General features: G+C 62.9%; 19 protein-coding genes and 2 tRNA genes. 2 read left to right on the plus strand and 19 right to left on the minus strand.

Going from position 1 to position 20,427, the window contains the following annotated elements; translation table 11 throughout:
• Positions 1–530 precede the first annotated feature (530 nt).
• From purN to purE, 6 genes are read right to left on the minus strand one after another with little or no spacing between them, the layout of a single operon-like run.
• Positions 531–1,145, minus strand: a complete 615-nt coding sequence (gene purN, locus BMX94_RS07745) for a phosphoribosylglycinamide formyltransferase (protein ID WP_091005339.1) — start codon at positions 1,143–1,145, stop codon at positions 531–533.
• Positions 1,142–2,212, minus strand: a complete 1,071-nt coding sequence (purM, locus tag BMX94_RS07750; protein WP_091005341.1) for a phosphoribosylformylglycinamidine cyclo-ligase — start codon at positions 2,210–2,212, stop codon at positions 1,142–1,144. Before purM ends, purN begins: the two co-directional genes overlap by 4 nt.
• A complete protein-coding gene (gene purF / locus BMX94_RS07755; protein WP_091005343.1) occupies positions 2,202–3,830 on the minus strand; it encodes an amidophosphoribosyltransferase in 1,629 nt (542 codons plus the stop codon). Before purF ends, purM begins: the two co-directional genes overlap by 11 nt.
• The gene (locus BMX94_RS07760) at positions 3,827–4,816 is read right to left on the minus strand and encodes a class B sortase (RefSeq protein WP_286160055.1); all 990 of its coding nucleotides are present in this window, start codon (positions 4,814–4,816) and stop codon (positions 3,827–3,829) included. The genes purF and BMX94_RS07760 overlap by 4 nt, the downstream gene beginning before the upstream one ends.
• Positions 4,817–4,843: 27 nt before the next feature.
• Entirely contained in the window at positions 4,844–5,293 is a 450-nt protein-coding gene (locus BMX94_RS07765; protein ID WP_091005345.1) for a GatB/YqeY domain-containing protein, read from the minus strand.
• Between the two features lie 43 nt (positions 5,294–5,336).
• Entirely contained in the window at positions 5,337–5,798 is a 462-nt protein-coding gene (purE, locus tag BMX94_RS07770) for a 5-(carboxyamino)imidazole ribonucleotide mutase (RefSeq protein WP_032110057.1), read from the minus strand.
• 130 nt (positions 5,799–5,928) lie between these two features.
• Here purE and BMX94_RS07775 point away from each other — a divergent pair, with 130 nt between their 5' ends.
• The gene (locus tag BMX94_RS07775; protein ID WP_091005347.1) at positions 5,929–6,798 is read left to right on the plus strand and encodes a pyridoxamine kinase; all 870 of its coding nucleotides are present in this window, start codon (positions 5,929–5,931) and stop codon (positions 6,796–6,798) included.
• A 247-nt stretch (positions 6,799–7,045) separates the two neighbouring features.
• Here the strand turns inward: BMX94_RS07775 and BMX94_RS07780 are convergent, their stop codons facing one another.
• From BMX94_RS07780 to BMX94_RS07835, 12 genes are all read right to left on the minus strand, one after another.
• Complete coding sequence (locus BMX94_RS07780) at positions 7,046–7,918, minus strand: hypothetical protein (protein ID WP_091005348.1); 873 nt, start codon at positions 7,916–7,918, stop codon at positions 7,046–7,048.
• Complete coding sequence (locus tag BMX94_RS07785; RefSeq protein WP_177171381.1) at positions 7,911–8,654, minus strand: NUDIX hydrolase; 744 nt, start codon at positions 8,652–8,654, stop codon at positions 7,911–7,913. Before BMX94_RS07785 ends, BMX94_RS07780 begins: the two co-directional genes overlap by 8 nt.
• A 163-nt stretch (positions 8,655–8,817) precedes the next feature.
• Positions 8,818–10,113 carry a phosphoribosylamine--glycine ligase gene (gene purD, locus BMX94_RS07790; protein WP_091005350.1) on the minus strand — a complete coding sequence of 432 codons (1,296 nt, stop codon included), beginning with the start codon at positions 10,111–10,113 and terminating at the stop codon, positions 8,818–8,820.
• 66 nt (positions 10,114–10,179) lie between these two features.
• The gene (locus BMX94_RS07795; RefSeq protein ID WP_091005352.1) at positions 10,180–11,460 is read right to left on the minus strand and encodes an adenylosuccinate synthase; all 1,281 of its coding nucleotides are present in this window, start codon (positions 11,458–11,460) and stop codon (positions 10,180–10,182) included.
• 199 nt (positions 11,461–11,659) lie between these two features.
• Complete coding sequence (gene dnaB / locus BMX94_RS07800; protein ID WP_091005439.1) at positions 11,660–13,015, minus strand: replicative DNA helicase; 1,356 nt, start codon at positions 13,013–13,015, stop codon at positions 11,660–11,662.
• A 535-nt stretch (positions 13,016–13,550) separates the two neighbouring features.
• The gene (gene rplI, locus BMX94_RS07805) at positions 13,551–14,090 is read right to left on the minus strand and encodes a 50S ribosomal protein L9 (protein WP_091005354.1); all 540 of its coding nucleotides are present in this window, start codon (positions 14,088–14,090) and stop codon (positions 13,551–13,553) included.
• Between the two features lie 35 nt (positions 14,091–14,125).
• Positions 14,126–15,193: a DUF2232 domain-containing protein gene (locus BMX94_RS07810; RefSeq protein WP_091005356.1), complete on the minus strand. Its 1,068-nt coding sequence runs from the start codon at positions 15,191–15,193 to the stop codon at positions 14,126–14,128.
• A gap of 30 nt (positions 15,194–15,223) precedes the next feature.
• Positions 15,224–15,502: a 30S ribosomal protein S18 gene (rpsR, locus tag BMX94_RS07815; RefSeq protein WP_032110063.1), complete on the minus strand. Its 279-nt coding sequence runs from the start codon at positions 15,500–15,502 to the stop codon at positions 15,224–15,226.
• A gap of 47 nt (positions 15,503–15,549) precedes the next feature.
• On the minus strand, positions 15,550–16,089 hold the full coding sequence (locus BMX94_RS07820; RefSeq protein WP_091005441.1) for a single-stranded DNA-binding protein: 540 nt from the start codon (positions 16,087–16,089) through the stop codon (positions 15,550–15,552).
• 47 nt (positions 16,090–16,136) lie between these two features.
• Positions 16,137–16,430, minus strand: coding sequence for a 30S ribosomal protein S6 (rpsF, locus tag BMX94_RS07825; RefSeq protein ID WP_091005358.1), 294 nt, complete (start codon positions 16,428–16,430; stop codon positions 16,137–16,139).
• 436 nt (positions 16,431–16,866) lie between these two features.
• Positions 16,867–16,956 (minus strand) — tRNA-Ser (locus BMX94_RS07830).
• A 44-nt stretch (positions 16,957–17,000) separates the two neighbouring features.
• Positions 17,001–17,091, minus strand: a tRNA-Ser gene (locus BMX94_RS07835).
• 131 nt (positions 17,092–17,222) lie between these two features.
• Between BMX94_RS07835 and BMX94_RS07840 the strand changes: the two genes are divergently transcribed.
• Complete coding sequence (locus BMX94_RS07840) at positions 17,223–17,981, plus strand: trimeric intracellular cation channel family protein (RefSeq protein ID WP_091005360.1); 759 nt, start codon at positions 17,223–17,225, stop codon at positions 17,979–17,981.
• A 375-nt stretch (positions 17,982–18,356) separates the two neighbouring features.
• Here BMX94_RS07840 and typA read toward each other — a convergent pair whose 3' ends face one another.
• Entirely contained in the window at positions 18,357–20,195 is a 1,839-nt protein-coding gene (gene typA, locus BMX94_RS07845) for a translational GTPase TypA (RefSeq protein ID WP_091005362.1), read from the minus strand.
• Between the last annotated feature and the right edge of the window lie 232 nt (positions 20,196–20,427).

A 20,427-nucleotide genomic window follows, 5' to 3' on the forward strand; every position in this document is an offset into this window, starting at 1 on the left:
TTTCGCTCCCATTTGCCGGCGATTCACGCTCGGCCACCGGCCAAGGTCGCCGGACTCCGTACACCTTGTACATATGTGCGCTTCCATATCGCGCCCCCAGCGTAGTGAGTGCTCGTTGGGTGTCGCGCAGCCGCATAACACCCCTCAACTTACGCATGATGCGGATACGTCGGAAAGTTGAAATCCATCCAAAGTATGAGATGTGGATGAACGGTACGAATGCCCGTGCTAGAGGTACGTTCTTCTCGCCTGTGCCCAGCGCGAGCAGTTCTCGGTGACGGTTAGGTGCCCCCTCCACCGCGACATTGAACCGTAGTTTATCGCCATTTCTTAAAATGCCATCACGTTTACGCAGGTCAGCCGGACTGCTTTTAAGAAATGGCGATAACCTTTGAGCTGAGAGTAGCGGGCACGTTGGAGCTAGGACCGGAACGGGGGTCGGGCCCGGACAACGCAGCTGTGCAACAGGAACACAAAGCCCCTCCGGCAAGGCGCCGAAGGGGCGAGGAAGACCGCGACAAGTACGGGCGCTACGCCTGGACAATCACCACGTGACCGTCCTCGCGCACGTGCACGCATCCCTCTGCCAGGAGCTGCGCCACATGCGGGTAGATCTCGTGCTCGACCTCGTGGATGCGGGCCTCGAGCTGGTCGACGGTCCAGCCCTCCTCCACCTCCACCGGCCGCTGCGCGATGATGGGGCCGCAGTCGTAATCGCTGTTGGCAAAGTGAACCGTCACGCCCGTGACCTTGACGCCGTAATCGAATGCGTCCTGGATGGCATGCGCCCCCTTGAAGCTGGGCAGCAGCGCCGGATGGATGTTAACCACGCGGTTGGGGAAGCTGGCAAGGATGGGATCGTGCACCATCCGCATGTAGCCGGCCATGAGCACGTAGTCCACGCCAGCGCGCCGCAGCTCGGTGGCTATCACCTCGTCGGCAACCATGGGATCGGCGTAGATCTCCTTGGAGAGCGTGAGCGTCTGGATGCCTGCCGCCTCGGCGCGCTTAAGACCGTACGCACTCGGACGCGAGCTCACCACAAGCTCGATGGTGGCATCAAGCTTGCCGGCAGCAACGGCGTCGATAAGCGCCTGCAGGTTGGTGCCCGAGCCACTTATCAGCACTCCCAGCTTGATGCTCATCGATAGGTCACCTTGCCCTCGCCGGCAACGCACTCGCCCATCACGAATGGCGAGAACCCTTGGGCAACAAGCCCCTCGCACACCTCGTCCACGTCATCACGGCCGCAGATGATGCTCATGCCAACGCCCATGTTGAAGGTCTTGTACGCCTCGTCAGGCGTGAGGCCGGCGGCACGCACCATATACGTAATGACCGGCGGCACGTCCCATGCCGGGCCGTCCTCGCCGCCGCGATCCACCACGGCGTTAACGTTTGCGGGCAGCGCGCGGTTGAGATTCTCGGTAATGCCACCGCCGGTAATGTGGGCCATGGCGTGGATGGGCACACCGGCCTTGAGGGCACGCACCAGGCCACCGGCGTAAATGGTGGTGGGGCGCATTACGGCATCGGCCAGGCTCTCGCCGCCCAGCTCGGGAAGCGGGCGCTCGAGCTCTTCCACGGTCTTGCCCCCGATGGCCACCTTGCGCACAAGCGAGTAGCCGTTGGAGTGGATGCCCGAGCTGGGAAGGCCGAGAATAACGTCGCCCTCGTGCACCAGGTGCGGGCCAATCATCTTGGGGCGATCGACCACGCCCACCACAAAGCCGGCCAGGTCGTAGTCGTTGGGATTCATCACGCCGGGGTGCTCGGCCATCTCGCCACCAACAAGCGCGCAGCCAGACTTGCGGCAGCCCTCGGCAATACCGCCTACGATCTTGGCAACGTGCTCGGCGCGAAGCTTGCCAATGGCAACGTAGTCCAGGAAGAACAGCGGCTCGGCGCCAATGGGCACCACGTCGTCCACGCACATGGCGACAAGGTCCTCGCCCACCGTGTCATGACGATCGAGCAGCTGCGCGATGGCAAGCTTGGTGCCCACGCCATCCGTGCCCGAGACCAACACCGGGTCCTCCATGTCCTTGTACGGAGCCATCGAGAAGCACGAGCCAAACCCACCCAGGCCGCCAATGACCTCGGGCCGGTTGGTCGACGCCACGGCCGCCTTGATCGCGTCGACGGCGCGTGCGCCCTCGTCCACGTCGACGCCGGCGTCTGCATACGAGACGTGCTGGGGCTTATCTGCCATCTTTGGCATCCTTCCTCACTGGGGTTGCTTCGTTGTTCTCGTCTGTACCGCCATCTGCAGGCGCTGCACCAGCGGCCTCAAGCCGCACCGCCGATTCCTGCTCGACCTCGCGCGCAATCTCGTCGATGCTCATGTGCGACTCGAGCGATGACGGCATGAGGTTGTGCGGCTTGTAGCTGGGCAGGAACTTCTCCTCGTAGAACGAGCGCGGGATTGCCACCGGATAGTCGCCGGTAAAGCACGCCGTGCAGTAGCCACCGTGGGGCACGCAGTCGATGAGGCCCTGCGGGGAGAGGAAGCCCAGCGTATCGGCGCCGATAAAATCACGCATCTCCTCGAGCGACATGTTTGCGGCGATGAGCTGGTCCTGGTTAGCGGTGTCGATGCCGTAGAAGCACGGCCATGTGACCATGGGCGAGGCCGAGCGCATGTGGACCTCGGTGGCTCCGGCGTCACGCAGCATCTGAACGATCTGCTTTGACGTGGTGCCGCGGACGATTGAGTCGTCCACCATCACGATGCGCTTTCCGCGCACCACGTCGGGCAGCGGGTTGAGCTTAAGACGCACGCCCATCTGGCGCAGGGCCTGCGTGGGCTGGATAAACGTACGGGCCACATATCGGTTCTTGATGAGCCCGGTACCGTACGGCAGGCCAAGCTCGGCGGCGTAGCCCTCTGCCGCAGGCGTGCCGGAGTCCGGCACGGAGATGACAAGGTCTGCGTCGACGGGCGTCTCGCGCGCAAGGCGGCGGCCCATGTTGTGGCGCATGAGGTAGAACGAGCTGCCGTCCTTCACGGAATCCGGCCGCGAGAAGTACACGTGCTCAAAGATGCAGTCGGCGCGGGGTTGCGGCGGCACGCCCTGCTCGGAGCGGAAGCCATCGTCGGAGATGCGAATGATCTCGCCGGGGGCAACTTCGCGCACGTAGGTAGCACCAACAATGTCCAAGGCACAGGTCTCGGAGGCAACGACCCACTCGCCCTCGTCGAGCTTGCCCAGGACCAGCGGCCTAATGCCATGCGGATCGCGGAACGCATAGAGGGCGTTCTCGCGGGCAAGCACCATGGCATAGCCGCCCTCGAGCATGCGCATGGTGTGCGCGATGCCCGTGCGCAGACGGTGCCCGCGCTGCGTGAAGTAGCCAATGAGCTTGGCCGCGACCTCGCTGTCGGTACTGGAGCGGAAGGGGATGCCCATCTCGATGAGCTCGCCACGCAGGGCGTCAAAGTTCACGAGCGTACCGTTGTGGGCCAGCGCGATGATCACGTCGTTAATCATCGAGAGGTGCGGCTGCGCCGACTCCCAGCCCTTTGCGCCAGCCGTGCCGTAGCGGCAGTGGCCAATGGCAACCTTGCCGGGCATGGCGGCGAGGTCTGCCTCGGAGAAGACCTGCGTCACCAGGCCAAGGTCCTTGCGCACCAGGACCGTACGACCGTCCCCCACCGCAATGCCCGCCGATTCCTGTCCACGGTGCTGCAGCGCCCGCAGACCAAAGTACGCCATGCGCGCGGGGTCGCGATTGGGCGCCCACACGCCAAAGACGCCGCACTCGTCATGCAGCTTGTCGTCGCTGGGGTCTTGTGGCCCCGGCGCTTGCGTCCACGACGCTTTCGTCACTGTGCCACCTCGTTCTTGGGGACGCACACCAGGATGGTGCGGCCATAGCCGTCGATATAGTTGCACGTGCACAGGGTGAGCACATGGCTCGACTTGCCGATAAGATCCGCCGCATCAGAGCGCTTGGTCACCGACTTTGTGAGCAGGTCGGAGAGGTACGTGTGGAACTCGTCCGCAGTCGACCAGTCAAACACGCGCACGTTGGTGTCGTTTTCGTCCGTGTAGTAGAGAAGAAGCGGCTCAAGCTCGTACGTGGCGTCCTCGGTGACGTACCACACGGTGTTCACGGAGTCGAACGCCTCTTGCTTGTCCATGTCAGCGATGGGCTTGAACATGGCGCCGTTGCGCAGGTGGTGGCCGTAGATGATGGTCTGCTGGTCAAGCATGCCCGGGGCCTGGTTCTGGTAGTCCATGAAGACCTGGCCGCCCAGCGAGTAGTTGCCCTCGGCGTTGGTATGGAGGTACTTGTCGTTATCCGACGCCTGGTACACGGGGAAGCTCACCACGGTGTTGGGAATCTGCACCCAGCCCACGACCTCGGGGTTCACGGCCTTAAGGCCCGCCCAGTCCACCACGGGCGGCTGGTTGCCCTCGTCATCCACCGTGGCGTAGGCTGCGAGCTTCTCGTTCTCGACGTCCTGCTCGTGGTACTGCCACTGCGAGTAGCCGTACATGCCTGCCGCCGCCACGATGAGCGCGATGCCCACGATGAAGAGAATCGTGGAGATGATGCGGTTGCGCCGCTTGCGTGGGTCGCGGGAACGACGGCCGGAGAGGTCATACGGATCGGTCTCGCGGTAGTTGTCGCTCTTCAGGCGGCGGTTGTGGCGAGAAGCACCGACGCCGGCGCCCTTGGCGGACGGGTCGCCGGTCACCACGGGTATGAAGCCGGTGCTGCGCTTGTCGCCCGAGACGTCGCCGCGCGAGGGGGCCGCGGAGCCCCCTCCGTCCGGTTGGCCAAAGTGCTTGCCCTGACTGTTTGACACGTGACTGCCTTTCTCGCGCGCAGTGGGCTAGGACAGCTTGCTTCCCACGTACGCCGCGGCTGCGGGCTTGTCGAAGTTGCCGTTGGTCGCCTTGGTGAGCGCACCCATGACCTTGCCCATGTCGCGCTTGGACGTTGCGCCAAGCTCGGCGATGAGGGAATCGGCCAGCTTCTCAAGATCTGCGCCCTCGAGCTGGCGCGGCAGCAGCTGAGAAAGGACGTCCGCCTGCGTCGAAAGCTCCTGGATGCGCTCGGCGTGAGACTCGGCGCCCGCCTTGCGCAAGCCGTCGAGCTCTTCGGCGGTGACCTTCTGGAGCTTCTTCACGGCCTTGGTGAGGTCTGCCTCGGTGGCGTCACGGCGCTCGTCGACCTCGACCTGCTTCACGGCCTGGTTGACCTGGCGCAGGATGGAGAGGCGCGCCTTGTCGTGTGCCTTCATGGCAAGCTTGATCTGCTCGAGCAGCTCTTCCTTCTTCATGCGGTGCTTTCCTCCCTGGTTGCAGCGGGTAACGTCGGCGGCTTTACGCCTCCGCCATCTGCTGCTTCATGTGGACGATCTTCTCGCGATACTCCGGCATGGTGGCCCCCAGAATCTGGGTGGCGTAGATGGCCGCGTTCTTGGCGCCGCCAATAGCCACGCAGGCCACGGGCACGCCTGAGGGCATCTGGACCATAGAGAGCAGGGAGTCCATGCCACCAAGGTCACTCGTCTTCATGGGGACGCCCACGATGGGCAGCGGCGTGTAGGCGGCAACAACGCCGCCCAGGTGAGCGGCCTTGCCCGCAGCGGCGATAATCACCTTGAGGCCACGGTCTGCCGCAGTGGAGGCCCAGTCGTGGACCTTCTGCGGCGCGCGGTGCGCCGATGCGATGACCAGCTCGTACGGAACGCCCAGCTCGTCTAGCTGAGCCGTGCATGCCTCCATCGCCGGCATGTCCGACTTAGACCCCATGATGATTCCCACCAGCGGCTTGTCCGCCATAGGACCCCCTTAGTGTTGGGTTCAGAGACCATCACAGTATAGATGGAGCTGAGCGAAGCTGGGCGCTGGGGCCTATCATTGACCAACAGCAACAGATGCGACGAACCAGACACGATCCGAAGGGCACCGCATGAACGCAAGGGATCTCATTCTTTACCAGCGAGAAGGCGCGTACATCCCGCGCGTCGCAGCCGTGCACGACCTGTGCGGATACGGAAAGTGCTCGCTGGGCATCGCCATCCCCGTGCTCTCTGCGGCGGGGTGCGACGTGTGCCCCGTGCCCACCTCGCTCTTCTCGGCGCATACCAAGTTTCCCACGTTCTACATGCACGATACGACGCCGATCCTGGACGACTACCTGGACGCCTGGGCCAAGGAGGGCATCGAGCTTGATGCGATTTACTCCGGGTTTCTGGGGTCTGCGGCTCAGGTGGGCGCCATTCAGCGGCTGTACCGCGAGCACCCGCAGGCGCTGCGCGTTGTCGACCCGGTGATGGGCGACGGCGGCAAGATGTACCCCACGTACACGGTTGAGCTGTGCGAGAAGATGCGCGAGCTGGTGAGTGGAGCGGACATTCTCACCCCCAACCTCACCGAGGCGCACCTGCTTACCGGCCTACCCTACCGCGGGCAGGATCTCTCGCGGGCCGAGGTCGAGCGGCATGCGGCCCAGCTTGTGGGTATGGGCGCTCGTCTCGTCGTGGTGAAGGGCGTGGTCCGCGGCGACGGCCTTATCAGGAATTACATTGCTGGCGAGAAGATCGACCTGGTAGAGGTTGTGGGCGAGCAGCTGCCGTTCATGACCCACGGGACCGGCGACCTGTTTGCCTCGGCACTCACCGGAGCCGTGATGTGCGGTCGCAGCGTGTACGACGCGGTGGCGTTTGCCACGGACTTCGTGCGCGACGCCATGCGCATCACGCGGCTGCAACCGGATAACGAGGTGCGCGGGGTGTCGTTCGAGAGCCTGTTGGGGCAGGTCGCCGCACTGGTGGGGTAGCACCGGTGCCCGTGGCGGCGGCGGGCGTCGGCGCGAGGCGCGACGGCGGGCGCGGGGCGTCGGGTCTCACGGCAATGCCGCGGATTCTCGCCGGTTAGGACTTTTTCGAACGTTTAGGGGCCCCTAAACGGCGAGGAGTCGCGGCAGGACCGGACATGCCGCGAATTCCGAACGGTTAGCCCGCCCTAAACGGCAAACTCACGCGGCATGACGCTGGCCGCCAAACGCCGCCCGACGGGCGCCGCACCTACTTCCCGCTGTCGGTCGACGCATCTCCGGACTCGCTGCTTGTCTCCGCATCGCTCCCCGTCGAGCCGCCCGTGAGGTCATTCAGAATCGCAACCGGCGTAAACGACGTGGTGACCTGGTCGCGCAACTCCTCCTCAAGCGTCTCGTCCACACCCGTAATGTTGCAATTAAAGTTCACGCCCGTGGAACTCTGCGTCTTGGACCACACAAACGTGATGAACGAGGTCACGTCGCCGGTGGGCTTGAGGAACCCAAAGAGCTGCGACGTCTTGAACTTGCCGTTCTCGTCCATGTGAACGTTCACGTGATAGATAACGGTGTTGATGTTGGGATTGAGCAGGCAGTTCACCGAGAAAGCCGAGGCCTGCACCTGCGAGCCGGCAAAGCACTCGAGCGCATCCTCCGAGCTTGTGTCAATCACGGTCACCTCGACGGTACCGGTGTTCTCGTCCGCCTCCTGCACCGAGAAGTCCTCGGGGAACTGCGTGAAGCCGTTGCCCCACTCGACGCCGCCGCGCAGCGCCGAAGCCACCGTGGCAACCGTCACGTTGTGCGCGAGGTCAGCGGTGTTGGAGCGACGCACCACGCCAAAAATGACCTGTCCGACAACAACAATCACAAGAAAGACCAGCACAAAGCCAACGGCCGTCTTTGCGATGACCTTGCCCACGTTGGAACCGGAGGGGTCGTCGGCGGAAAGCGGGTCGATGTCGACGCCCGCGCCCTTCTCCTTGCGGCGCCTGCGCTCGCGGCGGGCGACCTCTTCGTTGGAGTGGCCCGTCTCGTCAACGGTTTCGAAGAGCTTCTCGGCCTCGTCGCCGGTAAGGGCTTTGGTCTGGCGACGGGCCATCTCGTTGTTCGACTTAGCCATCAAGCTCCCCCTCGCCTGCGGGGTCATTCACAGGACCAGCAGCCTCACCAGGCGCAAGGCGATGCGCGATTGCGTCGCAGACAAGAGCGCCCACCACGGTCTTTGCGTCCTCAATCCTACCGTCAAGAACCGCGTCGACCAGCTCGGAGAGGTCAACAAGGTCCACATTGATAAACTCGTCGGCATCGGGGCTCGACTTTTGATAGCTCAGGCCCGTTGCCATGTAGAGGTGAATGAGCTCGTCGCAGAAGCCATCGGACGTGGCAATGGTGGTAAGGTAGGCCATCTTCTCGGCCTGCATACCGGTCTCCTCGGCCAGCTCGCGGTGGGCCGCGTCAAGCGGGTCCTCACCGGGGTCGAGCTTGCCCGCGGGAATCTCGACCGTCACGCGGTCAAGCGCCGTGCGGAACTGGCGCACCAAGCAGATGCGCCCCTCGTCCGTGAGCGCGACAATCGCCACGGCACCGGGATGACGCACCACATCACGCACGGCAGTTCGACCATCCGGGAGCTTCACACGCAGGCGGTTGACGTTGAAGATGCGTCCGGTCCAGGCAACGTCCTCGGAGACAGGATGCTCTTCCAGGCTGGCGTCGCGCGGGTCATCCTCACCCAGCACCAGGTCACGTATCTGCGGAACGCCCGAGACGTGGTCCTGGCTCGAGCGGTCGCCGTCAAAGGTGAGGTCATCGGCCGCGGAGCGCATGTCCGCGGTGGCCGAGCGAAGGTCGTCCATCGTGGGAACCGCCTCGACGTACTGGGGGCGAATCTGCGAATCGTCCGTGGGTGCACCCTCGTAGGAGTACCCCTCGCCCATCTCGTCGCCCGTGTCCTGCACCCGTGCCACCGCTGTGTGCCTCCAAATACGTTGATTGCTGCGTTATGCAAGCGCTCCGGCGCTATCCATTGCTGCGGGGAAGAACCGCCTTGGCGCCAATGTCATGCCGCATGGTCTTGCCCTCGAAGTTGATAAGGTCGCACGCGGCGTACGCCTGGCGTCGGGCCTCCTCGAAGGTTGGCGCCACGGCCGTCACGTCCAGCACGCGGCCACCGGCCGTGACAAGCTGCCCGCTGGCGTCGATTGCGGTACCGGCGTGGTAGACGGTGACGCCGTCCAGCGCCTCCGCGCGATCGATGCCCGTGATGGCCTTGCCCTTCTCGTAGCTTCCGGGGTAGCCCGCGCTGGTGAGAACCACCGATACGGCCCAATCATCGTCCCACGTGACCATATTGGGCGAGAGGGTCCCCTCGTCGCAGGCGAGAAAGACGTCGATAAGGTCTGCTTGCATGCGCGGCAGGACCACCTGGGTCTCGGGATCGCCAAAGCGCGCGTTGAACTCAAGCACCTTGGGGCCGTCCTTGGTAAGCATGAAGCCACCGTACAGGCAGCCGGAGTACGTGATGCCCTCGGCGCGAAGCTCGTCGACCACGCGCTGCTCGATGGCAACCATGGCAGCGTGCTCTTCGGGAGTGACCATGGGGACGGGCGAGTAGACGCCCATGCCACCGGTGTTGGGGCCCTTGTCGCCATCGAGGGCGCGCTTGTGATCCTGCGCGGTGGCAAGCGGCACCAACGTAGTGCCGTCGGTGAGCGCGAGAAGCGAGCACTCGGGGCCATCGAGGGTCTCCTCCACAATCACCGTGGCCCCCGCCTCGCCAAAGCGGCCCGAGAAGCACTCACGCACGCCAGCCAGGGCTTCCTCGGTGTTCTTCGCCACGATGACACCCTTGCCTGCGGCCAGGCCGTCGGCCTTCACCACGCAAGGACCATCGAGACGACGAACGTACTCCTCGCAGGGCTCCTGCTCGGTGAAGGAGCGCCAGGCCGCGGTGGGAACACCGGCACGGGCCATGACCTGCTTGGCGAACTTCTTGGAGCCCTCCATGCGCGCAGCGGAGGCGTTGGGCCCAAAACAGGCGATGCCGGCCGAGCGCACGGCATCTGCAACGCCATCCACAAGCGGCGCCTCCGGCCCAATAACAACAAGGTCGATGCCGTTCTCGCGGGCGAAGTTTGCCACGTCGACGGGCGAGTTCTGGTCAATGGGGGCAACCTGGGCCATGGCATCCATGCCACCGTTGCCCGGTGCCACCCAGAGGCTACCCGCACGGGGCGACTCGGCAAGCTTGGCGAGAAGCGCGTGCTCGCGCCCGCCCGCGCCCAGGAGAAGAATATCAACCTTAGAATCGCCCACGTGTCATCCCTCGTTTCTCGCAATGGCATGACGCGCCCGGACGATCCGGGCGCGTCGGCGTGTTATCTAGTCCCAGTAGCGGTTGATGGTCTGCTCGCGGTCGGGGCCCACCGTGATGATGGAGACGCGCACGCCAGCCAGCTGCTCGAGGAAGTCGATGTAGTCCTTGGCCTCGCGCGGGAGCTGGTAGAAGTTGCGCACGCCAGAGATGTCGCACTTCCAGCCAGGCAGGGTCTCGTAGACAGGCTTGGCGTGGTAGAAGACAGACTGGTGCTCGGGAACCGTGGTGTAGCGCTTGCCGTCGCACTCGTAGGCAACGCAGACCTTAATCTCGTCCAGGCAGCCAAGGACGTCGAGCTTGGTGATCGCCAGGTCGGTAAGGCCGTTCACGCGGGCCGCGTAGTTCACGACCACGGCGTCATACCAGCCGCAACGACGCTTGCGGCCAGTGGTCACACCATACTCGTGGCCAACCTCGCCAAGCTTGTCGCCCACCTCATCGAAGAGCTCCGTGGGGAACGGGCCCGAGCCAACGCGCGTGAGATAGGCCTTTGCGACGCCCAGCACGCGGTCGATGCGGGTGGGACCAACGCCCGAGCCCGTCACGGCGCCGCCGGCGGTGCAGTTGGAGGAGGTCACGAAGGGGTAGGTGCCGTGGTCGATGTCGAGCATGGTGGCCTGCGCGCCCTCGAAGAGGATGTTCTTGCCGGCCTCGAGCTGCTCATTGAGGAACAGGGAGCTCTCCACGATGTACGGACGGATGCGCTCGGCGTAGGGCAGGTAGGTCTCGCAGATCTGGTCCACGGTGTAGGTGGGCAGCTCGTAGACCTTCTCGAGGATGGGATTGGTGTAGGCAAGGGCAGCCTCGAGCTTCTCGCGGAAGATCTTCTCGTCCAGCATGTCCTGGATGCGCAGGCCGGTGCGGTTCATCTTGTCCATGTAGCAGGGTCCAACGCCGCGCTTGGTGGTGCCAATGAGGTTCTTGCCGAGCTTCTTCTCGTGCGCGCCGTCAAGGTCCTTGTGGTACGGCATCACGATGTGGGCGTTGCCGGAAATCTTGAGGTCCTTGCAGGAGATGCCCTGGGTCTCGAGCGTATCAATCTCACCGAGAAGGACCTCGGGGTCGACAATGCAGCCGTTACCAATCACGGGGTAGACGCCCTGGTACATGACGCCCGAGGGAACCTGGTGAAGGGCGAGCTTGTGGCCGCCGGCAATGACGGTGTGACCCGCATTGGCTCCGCCAGCGTAACGGCAGACAACGTCGAACTCGCCGGAAATGAGGTCTGTCACCTTACCCTTGCCCTCGTCGCCCCACTGCGTACCCACGAGAACTGATGCAGGCATTGCTCCCCCTCAAAAGAGTGTGATAGATTGGGCGGCCGGCGCTTGGCACACGGCGCCCCTAACCACGCAAGTATACGGCATGGCCAGCGGTTATCGTGAGCCATGCAACAGGGTCCGGAAACATCCCACAGCCCAAACAAGTACTCGCTGGCCCGGCGCGGACGCACTGGCCGAGGTGCCGGCGAGAGGGACGTGGGCGCTAGTCGTCGTAGTGCGTCGTGACCTCGAGGAACTTGGTCTTGTTGCCCACAAAGGTGAGTGGCACGTCGCCGAGGGCGCCGGAGCGGTTCTTCGCGATGATGAAGTTGGTGACGCCCATGTCCGGGCGGTCGTCTCGGGCGGCCTCCTCCTCGTCCATGGATCGGTCGAGGAGAATGACGATGTCGGCGTCCTGCTCGATTGCGCCGGATTCGCGCAGGTCCGAGAGCTCGGGGCGCTTGCCGGTGCGCTCGGTCACGCGACGGGAGAGCTGGGACAGGGCAATAACGGGACACTCAAGGTCCTTGGCCATGATCTTGATGCCACGCGACATCTCGGAGACCTCGGTGGCACGGCTGTCCGCTCGACGCATGCCGGCGGGCGGCGAAAGGAGCTGCAGGTAGTCCACCACAACGAGGCCGAGCTTCTTGCCATGGAGCATGCGGCGCGCCTTTGCTCGAATCTCGGTAACCGTGGTGCCAGGCGTGTCATCGATCATGATGTCCAGGCCCGAGAGCTCGTCTGTGCCGCGGATGAGCTCGGGCCACTGGTCGTTCTGGATGTGGGCAGAGCGAATCTCCTGCAGGCCCACGCCCGACTGGGCCGACAGCAGGCGCTGGGCGATCTCGATCTTGCTCATCTCAAGCGAGAAGAACGCGACGGAGGCGCCGTTGAACGCCGCATTCACGGCAAGGTTCAGCGCGAAGGAGGTTTTGCCCACGCCGGGTCGCGCGCCAATGACGATCATCTGGCCAGGTCGCAGACCCAGGAGCTTGGAGTCGATGGTGGGGAAGCCTGTCCTGACGCCCAGCTCGGCGGTTTGGTTCTCGCACATGTCCGAGAGCTGGTCGAAGAGATCGCTCATGATGGAGCCGATGGGCTGGTAGCTCGAGCGCACATCCCTGTTGGTAACGTCGAGCAGCATCTTCTCGGCCTTGTCAACGACCTCCTTGGTGTCCTCGGGAGCATCGTAGGCAAGCGCGGTGATTTGCGCGGCGGCAGAGATCATCCGGCGCAGCGTGGAGTCACGGCGCAGCATCTCCACGTGACGGCGCCAGCCCACCAAAGCCAGCGAGTTGTTGCCAAGGTCCAGGAGATAGGGCCTGCCGCCCACGCGCTCCAGCTCGCCCTGGCTCTTGAGGAAGTCTGCAAGCGAGATGGTGTCCACCGCCATGTTGCGGTCGAACATCTCGCGCATGGCAAGGTAGATCTTGCGGTTGGAGGGAATGTAGAAGTCATCCGGCTCCAGCTCGATGAGGCATTCCTGCAGCACGTCCTGCGAGATCATCATGGCGGAGAGGACCGAGGACTCGGCCTCGGGGTCCTGCGGCATCGCAACGTCCGACGTCGCCGTCATCTGGGTTGGGTTGATGTCGTAGCCGTCCTGTGCCACGAGCCTACTCCCTCCTGCTTGCGCGCCGCCCGACTGCCCAGGATGCTACCGCATTGCGCGCGTGTGGTGCCTTTGTCTGCCATTTAGCCGATACAAGCCCTCTACCTGCGGCAAGAGAGGAGAAGGCCAAAGTCTTCTACATGCAATGTTGAAAACGCCTCTCGCTGAGCGGGCATTTTGAGAGTTTTCAACGTTTTCAACAATTTCGCGAACGGCCGGAAAGAGACCGGGAAGCTCATCTTGCTCAATCGCCTTAAATATTCATTACGAACGAGATGCACCTGCATGTTTGGCTCGATTATCCGGAATCTGTACGTTTTCCCAGTTAGACGGGCCAATAAAATGCATTTTTCGAGCGTTTGCCCCGCATGCCACTCGTGCATGCGGGGCAAATTTGTGGTAATGCGCTTACCCACCGTACCCTGAGGCCCCTACCCCTGACCTGCGGGAATTGTTGAAATCCCCAGTTGAGGGCAGGTCTGGTCGAAAACTCCGAGAGTTACTCGGCAGCCTCGGTGGTCTCGGCAGCCTCGTCCGCGGCCTCAGCGACCTCGGGCTCAGCGGCCTCCTCGGCCGCGGGCTGCTCGGCAACGGGCTCATCGCCAACGAGGACGATGACCTTCGCGTTGATCTCGCGGTAGAGGTTGATCTCGACGGCGTGGCGGCCGGCAGTCTTGATGGTGGCGCCACGGACGATGCGCTTGCGGTCAACGTCGACGCCGAGCTGCGCCTTGATGGCGTCAACGATCTGCTGCGAGGTGACGGAGCCAAAGAGCTGGCCCTCCTCGCCAATCTTCGCGTCGACCTTCACGAGCTTCTCGTCGAGGACAGCCTTGGTTGCCTCGGCGTTGGCGATACGCTCGGCCTCGCGCTTGGCAATGCTGCTGCGGCGCTGCTCGAGCTGCTTGAGGTTGCCCGGGGTGGCAGGCTGGGCGATCTTGTTGCGGAAGAGGTAGTTCTCCGCATAGCCCTGGGCCACGTCGACGACGTCGCCCTCTCCGCCCTTGCCCCGGAGCTCACCCAGGAGGATGACTTTCATGGGACACTCCTTCGTTCAGTCGGCTATGCCGACTTCTAATCTTGATCCGCGTTGCTCTGGACGGTGGTCTTCACGCCCCTGGGAAGGTGACGGAAGTTCTTCCACACATCGACAAGCCCCACGATGGTCATGACGTAAAACTGGTCTTCGAGAACGAGCCCGGCGACGATGGTGCACGCGCCTGCGAACGCCCCCACGTGCCTGGTCCTGATGAGCCAGGCGATGATGGCAAAGCCCTGGACCGCAAATGCAATCCTCAGCGCCACCAGGAGGTTGGCCGAAACCATGTTCACGGCGTTGGTGAACGCCTGCGGGACCACACGCACCGCCGCAATGCCGAGGATGTCGGCCACGAGGACTCCAACGAGCCACACGGGCACGTCGTAATCCACAAGCGATGGCATGGAGACGCGAAGTCCTTCTCGCCTCGCCGACGCACAGGCGCCGAGAAGTGCGCAGACGAACTCGACCAAGGCGACAACGAGGTATGCGCTGGGCCAGTAGAGCTGGAGCATTGCGCGCAGGGCCTCAATCTGGGCCACGGCCGAGACCGACGCCACACCAATGCTGCTGGCGTACTCGTTCACAAGCTGCGTGATCATGTTGGCGATGGAGGAGTCCATCGACTGCAGCTGGATGGCGTCGACGCCTATGAGTGCGAGCGTGCCGCACCCCACAAGCGCAAACGTAACCGAGAGCGACAGCCTACTGCGCGAGATGGCCCATGCCGTCACGATGCCTAGAGTGCAGGCAACAAGAACGCTGGGCACCGTTGCAACCTGTACCACGAGCGCTACGACAGCCGCCGGCACTAACGTGCAAGCGAGCGTCGCGAGTGCCTGCAGACGGTTACGAGCAGCCAAGGTGACAACTGCACCGTAACCTACGGCAAAGCACCCAAGCATGGGGATGTACCCGGCAATAACGCCACCGAGTGCACAGATGACGAGACCGGCAACGAGCGACGAACCGCCGCGCGGTGCCTGTGCGCCGCCCTCCGTAGGAACGATTCCGCCCTGCTCGGGCAAACCATCCTTGGAGCGAGACGCATCCCAGAGCGCAAGTGCCCTGGTCTGCTCATCTGTGCGCTTCTCCACCGTCATGACCTAGTGGTTCTCTCTCGAACCCCGCACCTAGCCGCGGTTGCGGCCACCGCGGCTGGAGACCACGGGGACGGTGTAGGGCAGGAGCGCCATAACGCGGGCGCGCTTGATGGCAACCGCGATATCGTGCTGGTGCTGCGTGCAGGCGCCAGTGACGCGACGGGGCTTAATCTTGCCACGGTCGGTCATGAACTTGCGGAGGAGCTGCACATCCTTGTAGTCGATGTACTCGGTTTCCTCCTTGCAGAACTGGCAGTACTTGCGACGCGGCTGGCGCTGAAACTCTTGCTTTTTCTGCTGCTGAGCCATGTCTGGTTTGCCTTTCTAACGGCGGCCCTGGGGCCGCCTAACTGTTACTAGAACGGAATGTCCTCGTCGTACACGTCTGCCGCGGGGGGCGTGGAAACAGGCGGCGCTGCCGGTGCGGGTGCGGAGTAGCCCGGCTGCGCGGGATACTGCGCGGGCGCTGCCGGCTGGGGTGCCGCGGCGTAGGGAGCCTGCTGGACCTGCTGAGGCGCACCATACTGCGGCGCAGGGGCAGTCTGCTGCGGAGCGGCGGCCTGGTTCCTGGACGAGAGGAACTCGACCTCGTCCACGACGACCTCGAGCTTGCTGCGACGCTGACCTTCCTTGGTCTCCCAGGAGCTATAGCGGAGCTTGCCCTCGATAGCGACCTTGGAGCCCTTGCTGAGGTAGCGCGAGAGCGGTTCGGCACGAGCGCCAAACACGACGCAGTCGACGAAGTTGGGCACGTCCTCCCACTCGCCGGTCTGCTGGTTGCGACGACGGTCATTGACTGCGACACCAAAGGAGAGTACCTGGGTGCCACCGCCGGTAGAACGAAGCTCCGGGTCCCTGGTGAGGTTGCCCGAAATGTTCACCCTGTTAATGCTCACGTTGCTCACTACCTCTCTGTGCGGGCGCATGGCCCGCCTTCCGCTGGCTAGTCCTTGTCCGTGCGGGCCACGATCATGTGGCGCTTGACGGCATCGCTGATGCGCAGGACTCGGTCGAGCTCTGCGATCTGGGAAGGATCTGCGTGGAAGTTGATGAGGGTGTAGTCACCCTCGGTGAGGTGGTCGATCTCATAGGCGAGCTTGCGCTTGCCCCAATCCTCAACGGAGCCGACGGTACCGCCGTCAGTGGTGATAGCGACCTCGATGCGCTTCATGACGCCAGCGCGAGTCTCCTCGTTGCTCGTGGGATCGACGAAGAACAGCAGTTCATAAGCCTTCATGGTGTCACCTCCTCTGGGCTGATGGCCCTGGATCGTGAAGGTTTGCGTCCAGGGCAGGAAGCATGCGATTTGGTATCGTATCACAGCACCCGAAGACAACTCCCCCGTGACCTGCGAATGTGTGTCCGAATCCACAACTTCTTCTGCGTCCTGCCGCATGCGCCCCGCACTTTCGAGACCACGCGTCCCTCTTGCCTTTCCAAAGGGTACGGCTCGTCGCTGACAACAATCTGACGCTGGACGGACAGGCTACTGACACAGAGCTGACAGGCACCGCTCTGGGGGCGGCGAATGCCGTCCTTGCCCACAACGAAAACTCGTAGCGAGATGCTCATCATACACAACTTCTACACATTTTCCGATTCACCGTTCGCGCCTAGACATCGCGACAAAGAAAAAGAGCAGGCACCACCTGGCACCTGCTCTCGCATTCAAATGGCGGAGGGGGAGGGATTCGAACCCTCGTACCCCCGAAGGGGTAAACGGTTTTCGAGACCGCCGCATTCAACCACTCTGCCACCCCTCCGTGGGGTGAAAAGCGGCGCCCCAGTGGGACGCCGCTGGATTTACTGGCGGAGAGTCTGGGATTTGAACCCAGGATACGCTTTAGGCGTATACACGATTTCCAATCGTGCTCCTTCGGCCACTCGGACAACTCTCCAGGAACCGCGACGGCTAGTATATCGTAAGTTCACCGGTAAGGGGAAGTGGTTTTTCTCTCCACCGGTTATTCTTGTCCGCACGGGTCATTGTGCGAGAAAATATACACCTGTCCAACCCCAGGGAGGCCGAATGCCGGAGCTTTTCTCAAAGTTTGGCCCCGAAATGGCGGCCGTATCTCTTCCTGCCTGGCTCGACCTCGCGGCCCTCATGGTGGGTGCGGTCTCCGGCGTGCTGGTGGCTCGGGAGCACAAACTCGACCTTGTGGGGTTTGTCGGCCTGGCAATGCTCTGTGGCTTAGGCGGCGGGCTCATTCGCGACATCACCATGCAGGTGGATTCGGTCTACATGCTCTCTTCGCCCTACGCCATTCCCGCCGCTGCAGGCCTGGGCATCTTTGCCTTTTGCTTCCCAAGCCTCTTTGACGGGTTCTCCAGCATTATCGAATGGGTGGACATTGTTTCCGTGGGTCTCTTTGCGCTCATGGGAACCGACAAGGCCATCGTCTACGGGCTTCTGCCGTTCTCGGCAATCCTTATGGGCACCCTAACTGGCGTAGGCGGCGGTATGCTTCGCGACGTCTTCCTTGGCGACATCCCTCGCATCTTCAAACCGAGCAACTACTACGCCCTGTGCGCGCTTGCCGGCTCAGCCGTTTACTACGTAACAGTCATGGTCTTCTGGCTGGGGAAACCCTGGGCGGCAATCCTGTGCGTGGCGGTAACTGTTGGGCTCAGGCGCTGGTCGCTTCACTACAACGTCATCTCCCCCAACGACGTAAACCTTGCCCCACGCGTGGCTGGTGGTGTGCGCAAGCTTACCCGTCGCGTCTCGAGGACCAGGAGTGCCGCGCGCCGTAAGCGCAGCTCTGCTCGGAAGCGCAACGGTTAGCGCTAATGCTATGCGCCAGAGGCGGCCCCAGAGAAGCAATCTGGCCCGCCGGGAACCATCTGCGCGCAAGCAACACTCCCAAAATTACGTACGGAACCGAGGTTGTGTAGTATCACCGCTGGCCACGGAGGCGCAGCGTAGCTCCCAAGAGCCATGGAGGCATGAGCATGCCTAACAGATATCTGCAGTAATGTTGTTTCTTTCTGCGCGATTCCCCGAAGTCTCTGCCAAGGAGACTCGCTATGTTCGGCGGCACGGAAAATAACCCACTTATCCTCACTTTTGCACGTAATTCTGTGTCTTCTTCATACGTAAGGGGCGCCGCGGGTAACCCGCGGCGCCCCTTACGTTGCTAACAAACCGTGCCGGTTCAAATTACTTGTCCACAAGGCCGTGACGCACGCGCCACTTGCGACGCTCAACCTCGGAGAGAATGCGCTTGCGCATGCGGATGTTCTTGGGCGTAATCTCGACCAGCTCGTCATCCATGATGTACTCGAGCGCCTCTTCCAGCGTAAACGTGCGCGGGGGCGTGAGCTGCACCGCAATGTCCGCAGTGGAGCTGCGCTGGTTGCCCAGGCTCTTGGTACGCGCGATGTTCACCACGATGTCGCCGGGCTTGGAACGCTCGCCCACGAGCATGCCCTCGTAGCACTCGTCACCAGGACCCACGAAGAGCGTGCCGCGGTCCTGCAGGTTACCCAGGGCGTAGGCCACGGCCTTCTCGGTGGACATCGAGATCATGGCGCCGTTCTGGCGCTTGCCCAGCTCGCCCTCCATGGGGCCGTACTCGAGGAAGTTGTGGTAAAACACGGCCTCGCCGTGGGTGACGTTGAGGATACGATTCTTGAGGCCCATCACGCCACGCGTGGGGATTTTGAACTCGAGGTGGTCCTGCTTCACGCCCGAGACCATGTTGGTCATGTTGCCGCCGGAGTTGCCAAAGAGCTCGATGACCTTGCCAGAGTACTCGCCGGGACACTCGACCACGGCCTCCTCGATGGGCTCGAGCTTGTGACCGTGACCATCGTCCTTGAAGAGAACGCGCGGGCGGCCAACCTGGAACTCGAAGCCCTCGCGGCGCATCTGCTCCATAAGGACCGAGAGGTGCAGGATGCCTCGGCCGGCGACCTCGACACCAGTCTTGTCCGGCAGCTCCTCGATGCGCATGGTGACGTTGTTCTCGCGCTCCGTCATCAGGCGCTCCTTGAGCTGGCGGCCGCCAACAATGTCGCCGTCGCGGCCAACAAGCGGCGAGGTGGACGCCTCGAACACAACGGACATGGTAGGCGGATCGATCTCGATGGGGTCAAGCTCCACGGGGTTCTCAGGGTCGGTGTAGACATCACCAATGTCAGTGTGGTCAACGCCCACCACGGCCGCGATGTCGCCCGCCTGGGCCTCGCTGCACTCCTTACGTCCCAGGTAGTCGAAGGTGAAGAGCTGCTTGACCTGGCTCATCTCGCGGCTACCGTCATTCTTCACCACAAGGATCTTGTCGCCAGCGTGGATGGTGCCAGAGTAGATGCGACCAATGCCAATGCGACCCACGTAGTCGGAGTGGTCCACAGTCACGCACTGCATGGCCAGCGGCCCCTTGAGGTCCACGTCGGGCGCGGGCATGGCGTTGATGATCATGTCCAGCAGAGGATACATGTCCATGTTGCCGTCGTTGGGGTCGAGGCGCGCAAAGCCGTTGACGGCCGAGGCGTACACCACGTGCTCCATGGCAAACTCGAGCTCCTCGTCGGTGGCACCCAGGTCCATCATGAGGTCGAGGCAGTCGTTCAGGGCCTTCTCGGGGTTGGAGCCGTCGCGGTCGATCTTGTTGATGACGACCATGATGGCCAGGTGCGCGGCGATGGCGTGCGAGAGCACGAAGCGCGTCTGGGGCATGGGGCCCTCTGCGGCGTCAACCAGCAGCAGGGCGCCGTCGGCCATCTTGAGCACGCGCTCGACCTCGCCGCCAAAGTCGGCGTGGCCCGGGGTGTCGATGACGTTGATCTTGACGCCCTGGTACTCGATGGAGATGTTCTTGGCCAGGATGGTGATGCCTCGCTCGCGCTCCTGGTCGTTGGAGTCCAGGACGCGCTCCTGAACCTGCTGGTTCTCGCGGAAAGCGTGAGTGGCCTTGAGCATCTGGTCGACCAGCGTGGTCTTGCCGTGGTCGACGTGGGCGATAATTGCGATGTTTCTGATCTGCTCCTGGAGCATGGGCACCTCTCGTCTGGCTCGCCGGCGAGACAAACGCCGGCGCTTATGGATTTCGCGGCAACTTTATACCAGCGCGGGGCCAAACGGACCCCACAGCACGCCGTTCCACGCAAACTGCTACATGGTACGACTGAAAACCTGAATGTAACAGTACAATTGCTCTCGTTTGGACAGCGTGGACGAAAGGCACATTTTATGAGTAATCGAGGGCCAGGACGGAGAGTTGCTTCAA

It is taken from the genome of Olsenella sp. KH3B4 (assembly GCA_900111695.1).
Taxonomy (GTDB): domain Bacteria; phylum Actinomycetota; class Coriobacteriia; order Coriobacteriales; family Atopobiaceae; genus Tractidigestivibacter.